We start from the raw sequence: 18,045 nt of genomic DNA, 5'->3' as shown, positions 1-18,045 counted from the left end.
GGGATAAATGACATGCAGGTAATTTTTTGACTCTAATTTTTATAGAAAGAATGAAGATTTTATTCTTAGTACTCTTGTTGAATTTAGGCTGTTTAGCAAATTCATCAAGGCCAGCAATCGATGTAATCGTTGATAATAATGACCAAAATACGGGGGATAAAGGAACCGTAAGACCTCGAATTCCAACGATACTACCAATAGGTCCAAATAAATACGCGTAAATATTGAATATAGGTAAAATCACTTTTACCTATATTTTTTATTTATTAATATTGCTTAATAAAAGTAACTTACATGCCTTGCCAACTATTAAGCCTTATTTTATGCGTAATTATTCTATCTTCATGTTTAAACAGGCATTCAGCTGATATAGTTAAGCCTAATTCATCAGCAGACACGGCCGAAAATGCTAATTTTTCAAAGGCCTATGACTACTTGGATGAAGGGAAAATGGATAGTTCATTCATCTACTTTGAATTAGCAAGTAATGAATTTTTGGAGCGTGGCGATAGTCTTAATGTGGCGATTTGCTTTATTCAAATGGCTGTCACCTTAAATGATGAAGGGGACTTCTTGGGCTCTCAAGAAACATCCTTAGATGCAGACCGCCTTCTGGATACTTCAAATAAAGAACATTATAGTTTATTATCGATAAATTATAATAATCTAGGCAATGCGATTTCAGGTTATGGTGATCAGGAAGAAGCGATAGCCTATTATGATTTGGCTATTAAATATGCGACAGATTCGCTAAATGCCAATATCTATGAGAATAATAAGGCAGTTACCTTATTTTACGTAAAGAAGTACAAAGAGGCGTTTGCTATTCATAAAAACAATCTTGAATCGATTCAAAAATCGGATGCTGATTATGCTCGGGTGCTATCTAATTATGCGAATACCCGTTGGCGTATTGATAACCGATATAATCCCTTAGTAGATTTCCATAAAGCGCTAGCCATCAGGTTGCATGCTAAAGACAATTTTGGCTTAAATTCAAGCTACTCCCATTTGTTTGAATACCATTACGACAAGAATCATATAGATTCTGCGAAATACTATGCCTTAAAATGCTATGCTATTGCGAATAAAATTCAAATCAGCAAAGATCAGATTAATGCAGTCGCTAAATTAATTAAAGTCTCCAGTTCAGATTCGTCAAAGTATTATTTTCAACGCTATAAGGAGTTATCGGATAGTTTAAATACAGCGCGTTTGAAAGCCAGAAATCAATATGCTTTAATCCGATATAAAGCAGAAAAAAATGTAAGTCAAAACCTTAAACTTCAAAAAGAGGTGCTGGATAAAGATCTTCGCATGACCAGAGAACGTGTTCTTTGGGTAGGTTTGATTGGCTTGGCGTTATCGGCACTGATCTTTTATGTCTTTTGGACGCAGCGACGTAAGCAACGGATGAAATTGGAGGCTGAAAATAAAGTGAAGGAAATTCAATTGAGTACTTCTAAGAAAGTGCATGATGTGGTGGCCAATGGAATATACCGTGTTATGGCAGAGTTGGAGTATAAAGAGGATTATGATAAGGAAGCTTTGTTAGATAAGTTAGAAGCGATGTATGAAAAGTCAAGAGATATTTCTTATGAAAGATCGAATGATATCGCGGATAGCAGCTTCACTGTTGATGTATTTACCTTATTAAATTCCTTTTCTAGTAAGCGTGTTAAATTAGTGATCGTAGGAAATGATGCTCAACTATGGGATCATATTTCTAAAGTGATTAAAAATGAATTGTTAATTGTTTTTCAAGAGTTATTAGTCAATATGAAGAAGCATAGTAAAGCTTCTGAAGTGATTTTTAGGTTTGAAAAGATAAATAATGTCTTAACTATTTTCTATATGGATAATGGTATAGGCATCGCAAATACAGATCTTGCAGGGAATGGTTTTCAGAATACGGGAAACCGTATTGAAAGGTTAGGCGGTAGAATTAAATTTGTTTCAGAAAAAGGAAACGGATTGAAAATTGATATTTATATACCTCTTCCATAAGATTAACCAACATGTTTAGAAAAGTATTAATAGCAGAAGACCATGAGATCACCAATATTTCTGTTCAGCGAACGATCAGTGATTTAGGGGTTGAATTAGCTAAATATGTGTATTACTGTGATGATGCGTTGGCTTGGGTAAGTCGCGCCTTACTTGACGGTGAGCCCTATGATTTGCTAATAACGGATCTTTCGTTTGAAGAGGATTATAATAGGCAACGTATTACCAGCGGCATCGAACTCATTAAAGCCGTTAAGGTGATTCAGCCTAGCCTAAAAATCATTGTTTTTTCTGGAGAAGATAGACCTGCTATTGTACAACGTTTATTCAACGATCATGGCATCGATGGCTATGTGCGTAAAGCCCGTCGGGATGCGCAACATTTGAAAGAAGCATTCAATGCCATATACAAAGGGAATACCTATGTTTCCTTTGATATAAAGCAATCCTTAAAAGAGAATAATACCTGTGAGTTTTCCGCAGTAGATATACATATCATCAAATTGCTGTCGGAAGGGGTATTGCAGAAAGAGATTCCAAAGCATTTAAAACAAAATAATATTAAACCATCGGGATTAAGTAGTGTTGAAAAACGCTTGAATACGATGCGGGAAGTGTTGTCTTTTAATAAAAATGAACAGTTAGTAGCCTATTGTAAGGACAAAGGCTTCATTTAAACTGCAAATCTTTACAACGATTTTAAATCCAATATTTTATTAACCAAATGTGAAGTATACCTAGTAGTAGATGGTTATTGAGTTTTTCTTAATGTAATTAATCATGGGGAAATAAGGTGAGATTTTATAACCTCTACTGCTGGGTATTTATTCGTTTAATTATGAAAAATACATCTTATATATCAGGGAATACGATAGGTCTTTGTTGTGTTTTGGCATGTGTTGCTTTGTTCGTAACGAGCTGTAAATCTCCAATGCAAACTAAACTTCAAGAACTTGCAAAGGATGGTTTTGATTGCACTGATTATAAAGCTCTGCAAGACTATATATTAACCAATAAGCAGGAAAGGGCATTTAAACAGTTTTTGGAGCAAGGTGAACAAGTAAATCTTAAAAAACTTAACGCTTTCATTGCCTCTTCTTCAACTGTTGCTGATTTTAACCCTGACGATTGTACGGTTACTGTTGCTAAAAAAATAGATGTGAATGTTTTTTTGGAAAATTCTGGAAGTATGGATGGTTATGTGAGAGGAATTACAGAATATGAGGCCGCACTTGCTGACATCGTGGTAGAAGCGCGACACCATTATGGAGAAGATAATTTGTCGATAAACTTTGTGAATACGGATGTTTTTCCTGTAAAATTAGATTCTAATATTAGTCATTTCTTTTCTTCCTTGGAACCTAAAAAGGGACCTTATGTGGTTGGTAATCAATCTGTATCTGAGCTTAATGAGCTTTTTAGTAAAATTTTAGAAAGAACAAGTAAAAATGAGATTAGCATTTTTATCTCTGATTGTATTTATTCTTTGGATAAAAGTAGGTCTACTTTGCAAGGGTTGGTATTTCAGCAAAGTTTAACAAAGGCAGTTTTCTTAGAAAAATCGAAGGAATTTCCCTTGTCTGCCTTTGTGTTGCAAATGGAGTCTAGTTTCAATGGTAAATACTATGATAAAGACAATAAAGTCGTTATGCTTTCAAATGAAAAGCGGCCTTATTATATCTGGATACTTGGAGAGGATACTGCTGTAAGGGATTTCCTTGATAAGAAGGATCTAACAAAATATAAAGGATTTAAGAATAGTTATTTTTTCACCGGCCAGCCAAACAATAATCTACAGCATGAAGTATTGGCAAGAACAGCTACCAAGGGGAGGTTTGCTGTCAATCGTAAAGATAAGTCGATTATAGATCATATTAAATTAAAGGAACCTGAATTTCAATTTACCTTGGCTGTTGATTTCTCTAATTATCCTGATCATAAAACGCTGTTAAATAAAGCCTCTTATAAAATTACCCCTGGATTTGAAATTGTTAATGTTCAAAAAATACCAGAGAATAACCAACCCTTATTAGTGGATGCTAATGATTGGAATACCATTTCAAATAAAGGATACTCGCATATAGTCACTGTACGAACAGTTGAACCTAACTTTCCATCCGATTTTTCATTAGCCTTTATAAACAGTCTTCCTACTTGGATAGAAGCATCCAATATAGATGATGATTCAAACATTGTGGAAGCCTTGGATAAAACGTTTGGACTTAAATACTTATTCGCTGGTGTGCAAGGTGCTTATGAGACGATCGGAATTACAGCAGCAACCATAAAACTAACCTTAAATAAAAAATAAAAATATGAATGATCTATTTGCCGCAGTTTACGAAAATGATTTCATAGGCTTTTTTTCGTCAGGATTTTCTGAAGAAATATATAACCAGTTTTTGTATCAAAAGTATGGTTTAACCTTGATTATCTCTGTTCTTCTAGGAGTATTGGTTTATTATAAGCTTATGGATAAACCTAGGTTTGCGAGGCTATTGTACTGGTTGATCGTTTTATTGGTTACCGTTGTCTTCAATTTTGTGTTTTTATTCACGGATGCTCGATCAACTTTAAAGGTTGCCGGCTTCACTTTTGACCAAGAATACCTGAGCTTAGCCATAGTTAATGCATTGTATGCGGCTGTTTTATTTTGCCTGTTGTCGGTCATCGTTAAGTTTTTCAGTATTAATACGTCAAAAATCCCATTTTAATCATTATGCCAAAATTATATGTCTTTGCAATTGGGGGCACAGGGTCTCGCGTTGTAAAATCACTAAGCATGTTATTAGCTTCTGGCGTAAAATCGAATTATGAAATTGTGCCAATTATTTTAGATCCCGATGCCTCAGCAGCAGATGTAGCTAGAACAACGCGTTTGTTAAATAATTATAGAGTTATTAATAAGGCGGTGAATCCGAATGAAGGGAATTCGTTTTTTAAGAATAAAATTGAATCCTTGGGAGATGTTGTTGGTGCTGCAACCGGTGAATCTATTTCCAATGAGTTTCGATTGAATATTGCGGATTTACATGGTGGCTCGTTCTCGAAGTTCATAGATTATAATAGCCTAGATAAGGCTAATGAAGCCTTAGTATCCTTATTGTTTTCTAAAAGTAACTTGGATTTAAGTCTTGAGGTTGGTTTTCAGGGGAATCCGAATATTGGTTCTGTGGTGCTTAATAAGTTTACAGAATCTGTTGAATACTTGCAGTTTGTACAAAATTTTCAAGCGGAAGATAAGATATTTATTCTATCCTCCATATTCGGTGGTACCGGTGCGGCTGGTTTCCCATTAATCTTAAAGAATATAAGAGAGGGATTTGCAAGTGGTCATTATAATGAACATTTAAAAAATGCAATTGTAGGGGCGGTAACAGTATTGCCCTATTTTAAATTGGATGGTGATAGTTCTGAAGCGATTCAGAGTTCCACCTTTATTTCTAAGACGAAAGCAGCATTAAGTTATTACCATAAAAACATAAGTGGAAACCGGTCCATTAACGCCCTTTACTATATTGGAGATACGGCAAGCAATAATTATAAAAACGTGATCGGTGGGGTTGGGCAAAAGAATGATGCGCATTTTGTGGAATTGGCTTCTGCCTTAGCGATTTTGGATTTTGCCGATGAACCTACATTATCTACCATTGAGGGGCGCGCTATCGATCCTAAATATTTAGAGTTCGGCATTGATAGTATTGACGAAAATAACCCGATTATTTCCTTTGGTAATTTATCAATTGAAACCCAGAAACGTGTAAAGCTAAATCTAACGCAATTATTCTATACGAGTTTGTATTTAGACCATGAATTGTCGAAGGTACAAAAACACCCTTTTGCTGCAGATGAACCCCGTCTTGATGACAACTTTTTAAATTCTCATTTTTACTCCTCACTCACGGCATTTCTGAAGGAATTTAAAATATGGCTAGCTGAATTGAAACGCAATAAAATTAGTTTTAGTCCGTATAGCATCTCCGAAACCACAGATCCCGAAGGTAATATAACAGGCTTTTCTACCAGTAATCAAGACATTTTCACTTTCGTTTCCGGTGTTCCTAAAAAGCAAAAAAGCTTATGGAAAAAAATTAAGGCAGCAGGATCTAGTTATGAAATAATGACGGGTAATTTGAACGCTTTTGCAAAAGGGAAGCAATTCGCTAATGCTGAAACTAAGTTTTTGGATTTGTTTACCCAGGCCTCGGAAACAAGTATTAATGAAGAATTATTTTAAAAATTATTATGGCTAAGACATTTAGATTATATACTGGTGCCGATATTACACATTGGCAAGACAGGGGCGGGGATTACAATAACGAGACTATAAAATTTATTCAAGGTGGAGACGAAGACAAGGCGAAGAATTTCCCGACGTCCATTCCTTCGCCCTTTGCCCGCATGGATTTGTTTAGAGCTGCGTTAGCATCTTTCGAATCGGCAAGCATGAAACTTGATGGTGATTCGAATAACCATCGTATTATTAGTGAATGCTTAGATCTGTTAGAACTCTTATACAATTATGATAATATAAGCAGTCGATTAGAAATAATTGTATGGGATCGAAATATCCACCTACCAGCCTTGCAAAAGTCTACTTCTGCCGGACATAAGCTACTCGCGAAAACATTGAATCTTTATTTTAATCAGGATAAAGAGTCCTTCCAATTCGACGAGTTCAAGCGGTTTTATATTTTCTTGTTGGACGGATATGTTTTAGGAGGAACCTCGCCTAAGTCCATTGTTTTTACGACAGCGAATTCGAAAGAATTTGCTAAGCATACGTTTGATAATGACACGCTTTTTTCGGGTGTTATTAAACCCTTGTATGCCCGCAACAGAGAATTTATTAAATATATATTTACCCTATTTGAGGCTTATCCTCAGCTAAAGCATCTGATGCCCGAATTTTATGGGTATTTGAAAAAAAACAAGGAATACTTGCAGGCAACAGATTTAAGCTTTTTTCACGAATTAAGTGATCTAAATGAATCAAATCTGAATGATTTTGAGGAGATATCATTCGACAATTTACGAATCGAAGTATTTGGATTTCCATTGCGGAAGATTAGAAAATCAACGCTTATAGACGATATACAGAAAGATTCTGAGTTTTTGATTCATACGGATAAGCCATTTACTGGCCCCACCCCAATGGTATTAGCAAATAATGGTAATCTTTCCCATTTAAATTATTTAAATAGTAATACCAAATGGGATGTGAATCAAAAAGTTGAAAATATAGAAATACCTCTTGAGCGACGTGTTTTACCTGGAAAAAGCATTGTCTATCCTTATTACCATTATGCAGATTTTTTGGCGGAGGAAATTTATGAAACTCCTTATAAATTGAATTCAAAATTCTTTTTTGATGGTAATTTTTCAAATCAAACGGATGATAATGATGTTGGTTATCTCCTGCCGTTGAAGTCTTTATTTTTTGAATTGTTTACTATAAATGATTTGATAAATAAGCGATTTGCAGGGAAACCCATGATGGAAATTGTGAAAAGAAAAAGTAGGGTGGATGTTTATCTGCGTATCCCCATAAACAAAGGGCGAGACTTTATTGAATTAACACGTCGGTATGAAGATGTTGGGGTGTCATCCCAATCTGGAAAGATTGTACTGTATAATCAGTATCTAAGAATGTTCCCTTTTAAAAAATCATCCATTAAACCCAATTATTATATCAATATAATTGATGAAAGTCATTCCGATATAAATGGTAATTTGACTGTAGAATTTGATAATAAAAAGGCTAGCAAAGCATCAAGGAAGTCAAAAACAGGGCAAAACGGCTCCTTTTATAATACCTTCTTTTACCGGTTGCAGCATAATTTTGACACGATTTCCATTTGTCAAGTTGACTCAAAAGAGGCGAATGTATTAATACCTATCTGGGCTTCAGAACATGCTGCTGGAGGGAATTTTACCTTTGCCATAGATTTTGGAACTTCGAATACGCATGTAGAGTATACTGTAAATAATGGTTTCTCGAAAGCCTTGAACTATAAGAATGAGAGTGCCATTTTTGGACAAACATTTATTGCATTAGATCCTGAAAAGCAGGAACTATTTGATCAAGAATTTTTGCCCGATGAAATAAGTGCCCAGTCGGCAGTGAATTTCCCAATTCGAAGTGTCCTTTTTGATTTTAAGAATTATCAACCAAATAATTTCCAATCGATTTTAGATTATAATATTGGCTTTTATTATGAGAAGAAATTATTGCTTAAATCAAATAGCTCTAGGGCAATTTCAAATCTTAAGTGGATAAACGCAACAAGGAATAGAGACGAACAAGATGCGCAAGTACGTAGTTTTTTAGAACAAATTATTGTCATGTGCAAGAATAAGGTTTTAGAGGAAGACGGGGATATTCGTAAAAGTAAATTCATCTGGAGTTACCCTATGAGTTATGGAACACATCAGATAAAAAAAGTAGAAACTGATATTTCAGAACTTATTGAGATCCATTTTGGAACACATATTCAAATTGACAAAGTATGTGAATCCGTCGCTCCATTTTATGCCATATCTAAAGAAGGTAAAATATTGGGATCGTCCAATACGATTCTTTCCATTGATATCGGAGGTGGAACAGTGGATAGTGTGACCTATCAAAATCAACAGGTGAAAAATGTTACCTCCATGATATTTGGCGCAAATTATATTTATGCTAACGGTTATGAAACTGCCTTAAATACAAATACATTCTATCAGATTGGTGAGCAGTTTATTGCTAGTTTGTCGCAAGAGAATCAGCATAAAGTGAAATCGATAAAATCAGGAATTGAACATGTTGATCAGGATGAGGAAGCCTATAAAATGTCCAATTTAATTTCTTATTATTTTTCAATAGAAAACCATAAGGAATTTGCAGGGATGTCTAACATTAGTTTCTCGAAATTTTTAGCCAATGATGAGAATTTAAGAGCTATTTATTTATTCTATTATGCATCTTTGATCTATTTCAATATTAAATCGTTGCGACTACAGGGGATAAGTAAGCCTGATAAAATTATATTTTCTGGGAATGGTTCTAAATTATTACATATTCTTGATAGCTCTAAATCCAATCACAAAGAAATTCTAGAAGAATATACAGATTTCATTATTCGTTGGATTTATGAAGAAATGTCTTCTGTAACCGTATTAACTTCATCACATCCGAAAGAACTTACAGCACAAGGAGCGGTGTTGCTGCCACATGAGGATGAAACCGTCTTAGCTAGCTTGTCTTCAAAAAACATCAATAAAATTTTTACTACTTATTTAGGTGATGCTGATAACAGCATTATTGATTATGCTAAGGAAATGAAGTATGATGATATTTCATTAGAAAATTTAGAGTCAGTATATCATGTTTATGAGGATTTTGTTAAGATGTTTTTCGCCACACCATTGATAAAAGATCTTTTTGGTATAGAAAGGGATTTGAAAAAAATCTTACAAGATGTGCTTCTACATAAAAAACGTGCATTAGAATTCTTGGAAGCAGGAATATCACGACGGAGAAAGCAAGTTGCAGAAACAGATAATATAGCAGATCCGCTGTTTTTCTATATCATAAGAGGAATGCTAAATGATTCACTAAGAGTTTTAATTCCTAATGAAAATTAAATTTATTCTATTGATTGTATTGTTTTCATTAAGCATACAGTCAAGGGCTAACATTAAAATAGATTTGGCTTATCATCAGCTTGCTTTAGATGAAGCTGCTGAATCAACTAATGCTATCCATGCAACAAAAACTTCTTTAATACTCAGCAAAGTTGCTACAGCTAATTTGGTTAGCATAGCGCAGCCAAGTATTTCGTCAGGGAATTGGTATTCTAATGGTTGGATTTTGACAGTTTCAATTCTTATAAACTTAGGTTTAGTAATAATTCTATTGATTTTTAAATCAAAAGTTAGTGCGCAAGGAAAGTCTAAGAGTGAGTTTGAAAAACTAGAGAGAAAACTTAAAAAAACTGAAAATGAGAGAAATAATTTTCATCAAGAAAATATTGGCCATGGGCAGGTAATTGATGGTTTAAAACATGAAATTTCTGAATTAAAAAAAGCATCTATTCCACCCATTGAAGTAAGTGAACTTAGTACAGAACAGCAAACTGTGGAGCAGGAAGTCGTTCAATCGCCTCGCTATATTTCTGCAAAATGTCTTAATGAAGGAGGGCAATACTATTTAAAAGAGTCCAAAGTAACCAATCAAACAACTCCTTATGTCATTTTTGAGAAGAATAGTGAACACTATTTCAAATTTGATGACAGGAATAAGGATGGGAGGAATAATGCCTTTAATTTTCACAATATATATTTCGAAGGTTATTGCGACGGCATCAATATCCGTACAGACATGCATACTTCATTTGAAGTGGTAGATAATTCTGTTGGGAAATTACAAAAAGTGGGAGATACCTATTTGGTGGTAGAACGTATAAAAGTTAATTATTTAAGTGGAAGATAATGGAGAATAATTTTTTATTAATTGCGGAGATTATAATTATAGCATTAATCGTGTTATATCAAATAAAAGTTGGCTTAAATTTAAAAGTAAACATTTCTTCCTATCGATCCTTCATTCCGCAAAAGTCCTTTTTCAAAGTTAACCAAGTCCATATTGATCGAGAAATATTGAAGGATGGTGGGTATGATAGTATAATGGCATATATTAATGAACATAACATCTTTGATGAGCATGGTAATTTGCTTTCCGACTTGTCAAGTAATGAAATTAGTTTCAATTTAATTAACAGCAACGTCCTTTCCGGTACCTATTTCGATGAAATTATTAGGTCATTGAATATCTACCTAATCAGGAATAATGGCGGTATTGCGGACTTTAATATTGTTAAGGATTTAGTAGAGCGGAATGTATCTGTTGCGGAAGAAGATATTAAAGAGACTATTAATAAGCCATTGTACTTAGGGTTAATGGCCACATTATTGGGTATTATCTTTGGTTTAATTGGTTTGTACTTACAAATTCAGGGGCAAACGGATAACTCCCCCATTAAACTAGATGGTTTTTTAATTGCTGTTTGTATAGCTATGATTTCCAGTTGTTTGGGTTTATTCATAACCACTATTATTGGGCTGAATGTTTTTAAATCTGCAAAAAGTAAGGTTGAAAAACGCAAGAATGAATTTTATAATTTCATTCAAACAGAATTGCTACCCCAAGTAAGTAATGACTTTGGATCGTCCATTACAAAACTAACACGTTCCATGCAGGGTTTCAATGCAGATTTTACGAGTAATGTAAGCGCTTTGTCTGGTTTGTTTCAGCGGAATTACGATACGTTAAAAGCTCAAGATGTTATTCTGGATAGACTCGAAAAAATAAATGCTAAAGACTTCCTTGCGATGAATGCAACCGTATTACAAAGGCTGGAAAAGGCTACCAACAATTTTGATAGGTTTAATAATTTTGTTGAATCCCTAAACCATGGAATGACGGAGACCCGTCATTTAAGTTCTTCCTTACATAAATTGATGAATCGCGTCAATAATTTTGAAGATTTAGCTGCAAAATTAGATTCTCGAGTTGTAGAATCGAATAAAATTATAGAATCGGTAGATAAGCATTTCAACGCATTGGATAGTTTTGAAAAAATCAATAGCCAAATGTTCCAGCGATTGAATGACAATATGGAGGATACGCTGAACGAGGTTACTCAAAATATTAAATTGAAATATAGCAAAGTTTTAAGTCAAATAGATGATCAAAATGTAGCCTTATTTCAAGCATATCAAGAAAAGAAAACTAAGTTCGATAAACTTGATCTATTGGAAAATTTAGAAAAGCTGGATTTATTAAAACAGCTCTCTAAATTGGATGTGCTGTTTGAAATGAAGGAATATATTGATGTGCATAATAAACAAGAAAAAGTCAGTGCTGAAAAAGTAAAAGAATTACAGAACCTCATCCAGAATTTGAAACTGAATTCTGAACAAAAAGATAAAGTAAAGGAAGGTCAAGATAATTTAGCGCTATTGACTGCCATACAGGAGATAAAATCTAGTATAGAAGCGTCAAATAATAGGAGTGTGATTAAGAAAATTTTTGGAGGAAAATAGCAATGAGCAAGAAGTCTGGCAGTTCTGTTTTCTGGATAAGCTTTTCTGATTTAATGACGAGTTTGTTCTTTATTGTTCTCGTTTTGTTCGTTGTTACTTATGTTGACAATGTGAATAAATTAAGAGCCAAGGAAGAGCAGTTACGTGTTTATCGAGAAGTCGAGGAATCATTAAAACCCCTAAAAAATGACAATGATTTTTTTAGGTATGAAGAGGATTATAAGCGATTTCTATTGGCCTTTGATGTGAAGTTTTCCGTTGCAAAAGCCGGGATAAATGGAAATGATTTAGAAAATTTCGATGTTACCAAGTTGAAGATTTTAAGTGCGGGTAAGAAGTTAAAATCGGTATTGGATCAAATCGTTGTAGAAGCAAACGAGCAAAATGAAAACCAGGATAATAAAGTTACTTATTTAGTGGTCATATCTGGGTATGCCTCAAAATTAAATAACGCTGATTTAAGTCCAGCGGGTATGTCTGCTGAATACCAATTGAGTTACGCAAGGGCATATTCTCTGTGGAAATTTTGGTTAAACCAAGGGATCAATTTGGAAGATCCAAAATATAAGGGATTAATAGATTTACAGATTGCTGGAAATGGATGGGGTGGCGTAGGAAGGGTGATGAAAAACGAGGAAGCAAATCAACGATTTATTGTGCAGGTTGTACCCAAGATATCGAATCAAGAATTATAAAAGGATACTTACTAATTACGCCCTCTCCATTTTGAGAGGGCTTAATCGTATTATTTCTTTTTATTTATATCGAGAAGGAGCCAGATTGCAACTGCTACATCGATAATATTCCATATGAATCTGCCTATTGGAATCCTTATAAGAGGTTGAAATAAAATAATCATGACGATATATCCCACAAATTGCAAGTTCTTTGTATTCTGTTTGCTTTTTGGCGTTTGAATGGCCATTATTGAGAAAATAACAACAGCATATAATCGTAGAATATTGAAGTAACCGTAGGGAATGCCTGGAATTAGGGCTATCAATAGACCAACAATAAGGATAATTTTAAGTTTATTTATATTCATATTATTCTGAAAGTTCTAACCCCCATAAACCTAATGCTTGTTCTCGGGCAAATCGTTGGGCCATAATGAATTTCTCTTCAAATTTAATATTGGGTGTTATCGTTAGGATCTGCGCATTTCCGGTTTTGAGTAATAATTCATTTACCATTTCATTGTTTTCTAAATAGGCATATGCCAAGGTTCTACCATACTGATCCAAGGAGTCTACATCGAATTCTAAACGAAGGTATTGTTTATCAATTAAATTCGTTAGATACTCCTTTGATTCTTTCCCATAGGGCTGTTTTTTCTTATAAAAAACATTTCTGCTTTCAGGTGCATCTATTCCAATTAACCTTATTTTAAATTTATCAGCTCTGCTATTTTGTACCCAAAAGGTATCACCATCAATAACTTTGCTCACATAGTAGTTTTCTTGTTGTATGAAAGGACGTTTCTTCACTTCATGCTGAACAACTTTTTCGCGAGTCCTGAGTAATCTTTCTGATTTAGAAGTGCAAGAGGATGAGGTAATTAAAAATAGAAATATAATATAATAATGTAGTTTAGCCATTGATAATTATTCAAGGCCTAAAATTAAAGGAAACTTTCAATGATCTTTTATGGTTAACCGTAATTGCTAGTTTTTACTGGTTAGGTACTTTTGAGGACGAGGTCGGGACAGTCGTCAGAATCAGCTTTGTTATCACATTCGTAATAGGGTGGAGACTTGAACACTACTCAATAGGTATTCACTATTTGGAATGCGGTTTAAGAAGGTGTTTTATAACAATTTCTTTGGTTATTAGTTTTTTACTTCCTATAGAACAATAGACAGTAACTCAAGATAATTTATAGCAGGTTAATCGACAACCTTCGATATCAAAGTTTCCTCCGATAAATAAGAGATATTGAAGCTTACATAGATAGTTCGCAAATCCTTCGCTAACTAAAACGGCTTGGTCACTCATCCAAGCTCTTAGTTCACTGATTATATGGAATGCAGGTTGATTTTTATACCTAAATTTAATATAAATCAGCATCTAACGAATTAAGAAAAAAACAAAAAACATTTTATTATTACTTGTCTGCATCGATAAGAGCTTATGTTAGTCAGGCCTCTGATTCATAAGGTGTTGTATTCATTATTAATTTGTTTATAAAAGATTAATATTCTACACATCAAAAACATTCACACTATGTTACGTTCTAAACAACAATCGGTATTACAGCAGTTTACGCAAAAGAAGTTTTGCGCTGTATTTATAGATAGGAATACCTTACAGCCGATCAAAAATCTTCCGGTATATGGTGAACTTGTATTGACTACAATTTCAGGCATAAATGAGTTGAATCTGGAATCTAAATATTTAAGGGGTAAGTTATCGGATCTAAAAGTTGATCTCAATCAACAACAAATAAATAAGCTTATGACTGCTATGAATCAGTATCTGACAATGAATTATGGTGAGGTGTCAGAAACGGATTTTATTTCAATAATGGATGCCTACGCAGTTGAAATTGCTTCACACCTTAAATCTGGTGGAAAATTCACTAAGCAAGGACTCGATGATTTGATAAAAAAAATCATGGATGAGCTGATATCCAATGAAAAAATTGAACCTCCCCATGTAGTGGACAATAAGAAAGAAAATAGAATCGTTTGTCCCTTTGGTTACTTGGCCACGGATCATGTCGGTTACTTATCCTATGATATAGAGGAAATAATTAAACAGTATAGGAACCTAGAGTCGATAGCAGATAATAACGAATTTTCTAAATATCAACAAAGCAGTGTTTCGGAAATTAACGTTCAATATTGGCTTTACCCAAATGGAAATATGTCCGAAGCCATTAATGTTTCAGAAATGGGAAGAATTTCAGCAGAATATGTTTTTGGAAACAGCATATTAACACAGGATGCTGAACAAAAGGTATCCCAAGTACCCTATCAATCATTGCAAAAGCCAGACCTTATCGATTGGTACCTTTCTCCTAGCTCGTTCTCCGTAAACCCCCGTTATATGATTGGCGAAGATGGTTGCGAGCGTATTTTCCCTGCAAACTTTGCTACTAGTGAGTTTCGTTTCTTCCAGATCATCCGAGGTGAAGAGGTTTCAACAAGTTATGAAAATGGCAATGGCGAGCAAAGACCACTGATTAGGCATGGTTTCGCTTATGAATACCAATCTTCATGGCAGCCTTTAGGACATACGTTAGGCCAAATTATTTATAGCTTACCCTTGGCTCCAGGTGAGGTGATAAAGCTAGGAATCATTGAGTGGAAAAGAAATTCTGAGGACACGCGCACGGAAGACACGGCCGAAAGCGAGGACCTTACACATAATACCTTTCGAGACCGTAATATTCTGGAGACTGTAAAAGGCGCCATTAGTGAATGGCAGCGAGGTGGCAACGTTATGGGGGGCAACTCTGGCGGTGCTGGTGTCTCTTTTGGTATCCCTATGTTTGGTGCTGCAGCAGGGAATGCCCATAGTTTTGGCGGTGGATATTCCACTTCAACTGGAGATAGGGATTTGACCGTTAGTACCGTGCAACAGGTAAGTGATGCATTTGCGCAGCACAGTACAGCTATACGTGAATTACGAAGTACGGTGATTATACAATCCGATCAACAGGAATATGCCCGGGCAGAAACGCGTGTAGTGGCGAACAATAACCATTCTCATGCACTCACCATGCTATACTATGAGGTTCTTCGGCATTATAAGATAACTACGCAATTCACTCGACGAAGGAATGTTTTGCTTATAGATTATCCTAGTTTGAGTTTCAATTATTATTATGATATTTGGAAGTATAAACAAATTCTGCTACAATTTATTAGGGATGAATCTTTAAAAGCATCTTTTGATGTTATCGAAAGGTTTATGGGATTATATCTGCTAGAACTTCAGAAACCAGCAGCTGTAGCACCACCTGATCCAGTTAATTATCTTTTCGGCACATTGGATATCGTGATTACTACTGGTCAGGATGGTGATTTTGGTGATGTACGGATAGATTGTCTTCTGAAAGATGGAACATTTATGAATATCTGCTATCCATTTTCTGCTGATAACAATGATAAAACGAAGTTGGATATCTCTAATCATGATGATCATGAGCCTGGCGCACCAGATAAGTATCTGGGCTGTGTTTTCACAGGCCAAAGCGTCACAGTAAAGTATGGAGATATTGAAGAGTTTATTATTAGTTATCGAGGTATTAGAAATGGTGTTGGCGGATGGGATCTTGCCCATCTCAAGATTTCAGGATTTATAAGTGGAAATGGTGAAATTGGAAAAGAGATTATCTTATTAGATTTACCATTAGCAAGGAGAATGAGTCCGTCAGAACCCAACGAACCGGCCAAAAACATTCATGATTATGGTGACAGAAGCCCTGTTAGACTAAAAATCATTCAACCTGTATCTCCACCGCCACTGCCACAAAGGGATGATAATATGGCAGCCTATAACCAATTAGGACTGGAGGAGAAAATACTTGGGGAAAAACTCAAAGCACATTTGCTACAGTATGTAGACTACTATAGCCGATTAATTTGGCTGAATGAAGACATGAATGATCGCGCTAGGCGCTTTGAACAAATTAATATCGGTAATGATAAACTGATTGATTTAATCGAAAACCGTCCAATAGACATTTTAGGCAATTATGTTGTCTTCCCATCAAGTTATGCTCCTGCAGATAATAGTTTGGATAATAATGAAATGGATTTGTATTTTAACAAAAAGGCCAAATCTGAAAAGCTGATGACTTTACCTTCCCGGGGTGTTTTTGCGGAAGCTAAATTAGGCAATTGCAATGCTAGTGAAGTGATTGATAATACCCGTTTCTGGGACTGGCAGCAATCTCCTATAATGGAGAAAGCCCCAGATATTGAATCTATTAGTACTGCCAGTCGTAATGTTACACAAAACCTTACACCGACTCCCTTCCCACAATCAATTGTAAATATTGTAAATCCGGCTGCTCTTCCTGACCCTACTGCTATGAGTGGTGCACTTAACTTGTTAGGAAAATCAGAAATTTTCAGGGATATGTCTATGAGTGCTGAAGTCAATGATCTACTCAAAAAACTGTCGGATAATTCTGTAAGCTTTGCAGAAGCTGCCAATCAGGCAAGAGGCATATTGAAAAAACAGGAGGAAGGAAATGGTAGTAGTAACGGAACAAGCAATACGCAAGGAAATTCAGGAAATGGGAACAATAGTGGCAACTCAAGTGCCAATGCGGAACCAGCAAGGCCGACTGCGGAACAGAAGGAAAGTCAGGAGATCAACAATGCAGAAAAGAAATTAGACTTAGCGAAAGGCCATCTTACACCTAAGCAACAACAAGAAGTACGAGAAAAAGTGAAAGATGATCTAGTTAAAGATCCTAAGTCAATTTATATTACGTTACATACGAACGATGGCGGAAGCGTGGTGCATGTAGCTGTCCCAGCGGATTACGATATTAATCAGGAATATCAAGGTAAATTACCTTTTGTAGGAGGAACTGCAACAGCAAAAACCAAAATTAAAACGGGAACTTTTCATATAAAAGCTGAAGGGAAAATTCCTAGTTTCGAAGGGCAAGAATACATTAGAAAACTTCCGGGATATTCTAGTCCAAATGGTGTCTATTACCTTGAAACAAGCTGTAATTTTGACTTTAAAGGCGAGAATGCTATTGCCTTAAATGGTACAATCACGCTTAGTGAACCAGTGGAAGTTGTTTTATACGCTGATATAAATGGAAAAATATCTTCTGAGTTTAATGGCGGTATTGAGTTTCCGGTAGAGATCGCAAAAGTGTCTTTAGGTAGTAAAATCGCTGCCACGGTTGGAGGGCAGGCGGGATTTAAACTTACCTATAAGGTGTATTCGATAACCGGAATATTATTAAAACAACAATAGTAT

The 18,045-nt window shown here is 35.1% G+C and carries 12 protein-coding genes; 10 read left to right on the top strand and 2 right to left on the bottom strand.

Annotation, left to right across the window (positions count from 1 at the left end):
* The first annotated feature begins 294 nt into the window (after nt 1-294).
* The 9 genes from GQF63_RS00770 to GQF63_RS00730 all read left to right on the top strand — a co-directional run bounded on the left by GQF63_RS00770 (nt 295) and on the right by GQF63_RS00730 (nt 12,788).
* On the top strand, nt 295-2,007 hold the full coding sequence (locus GQF63_RS00770; protein ID WP_160367189.1) for a sensor histidine kinase: 1,713 nt from the start codon (nt 295-297) through the stop codon (nt 2,005-2,007).
* A gap of 11 nt (nt 2,008-2,018) precedes the next feature.
* Entirely contained in the window at nt 2,019-2,684 is a 666-nt protein-coding gene (locus GQF63_RS00765) for a response regulator (protein WP_160367188.1), read from the top strand.
* Nucleotides 2,685-2,845: 161 nt separating this feature from the next.
* Nucleotides 2,846-4,318, top strand: coding sequence for a hypothetical protein (locus GQF63_RS00760; protein WP_160367187.1), 1,473 nt, complete (start codon nt 2,846-2,848; stop codon nt 4,316-4,318).
* Nucleotides 4,319-4,322: 4 nt separating this feature from the next.
* Nucleotides 4,323-4,721 (top strand): hypothetical protein, encoded by a 399-nt coding sequence (locus GQF63_RS00755; RefSeq protein WP_160367186.1) that lies wholly within the window; start codon nt 4,323-4,325, stop codon nt 4,719-4,721.
* Nucleotides 4,722-4,726: 5 nt separating this feature from the next.
* Nucleotides 4,727-6,244: an FtsZ/tubulin family protein gene (locus tag GQF63_RS00750; RefSeq protein WP_160367185.1), complete on the top strand. Its 1,518-nt coding sequence runs from the start codon at nt 4,727-4,729 to the stop codon at nt 6,242-6,244.
* A gap of 8 nt (nt 6,245-6,252) precedes the next feature.
* Entirely contained in the window at nt 6,253-9,633 is a 3,381-nt protein-coding gene (locus GQF63_RS00745; RefSeq protein WP_160367184.1) for a hypothetical protein, read from the top strand.
* Nucleotides 9,623-10,480 (top strand): hypothetical protein, encoded by an 858-nt coding sequence (locus tag GQF63_RS00740; protein ID WP_160367183.1) that lies wholly within the window; start codon nt 9,623-9,625, stop codon nt 10,478-10,480. Before GQF63_RS00745 ends, GQF63_RS00740 begins: the two co-directional genes overlap by 11 nt.
* Nucleotides 10,480-12,093 carry a hypothetical protein gene (locus GQF63_RS00735; protein WP_160367182.1) on the top strand — a complete coding sequence of 538 codons (1,614 nt, stop codon included), beginning with the start codon at nt 10,480-10,482 and terminating at the stop codon, nt 12,091-12,093. The genes GQF63_RS00740 and GQF63_RS00735 overlap by 1 nt, the downstream gene beginning before the upstream one ends.
* Before the next feature lie 2 nt (nt 12,094-12,095).
* Nucleotides 12,096-12,788: a hypothetical protein gene (locus tag GQF63_RS00730; RefSeq protein ID WP_160367181.1), complete on the top strand. Its 693-nt coding sequence runs from the start codon at nt 12,096-12,098 to the stop codon at nt 12,786-12,788.
* 50 nt (nt 12,789-12,838) lie between these two features.
* Here GQF63_RS00730 and GQF63_RS19620 read toward each other — a convergent pair whose 3' ends face one another.
* Complete coding sequence (locus GQF63_RS19620; RefSeq protein WP_212592419.1) at nt 12,839-13,138, bottom strand: DUF6804 family protein; 300 nt, start codon at nt 13,136-13,138, stop codon at nt 12,839-12,841.
* 1 nt (nt 13,139) lies between these two features.
* Nucleotides 13,140-13,691, bottom strand: coding sequence for a thermonuclease family protein (locus tag GQF63_RS00725; protein ID WP_160367180.1), 552 nt, complete (start codon nt 13,689-13,691; stop codon nt 13,140-13,142).
* Nucleotides 13,692-14,316: 625 nt separating this feature from the next.
* On the opposite strand from GQF63_RS00725, the gene GQF63_RS00720 reads away from it, so the two are divergent.
* On the top strand, nt 14,317-18,042 hold the full coding sequence (locus GQF63_RS00720; RefSeq protein WP_160367179.1) for a hypothetical protein: 3,726 nt from the start codon (nt 14,317-14,319) through the stop codon (nt 18,040-18,042).
* Nucleotides 18,043-18,045: the final 3 nt, after the last annotated feature.

Origin of the sequence: Sphingobacterium humi (assembly GCF_009768885.1) — a bacterium.
GTDB classification, from domain to species: Bacteria; Bacteroidota; Bacteroidia; order Sphingobacteriales; family Sphingobacteriaceae; genus Sphingobacterium; species Sphingobacterium humi.
The sequence above is the reverse complement of the archived record's forward strand: the minus strand, read 5'-3'. Positions and strand labels throughout refer to the sequence as shown.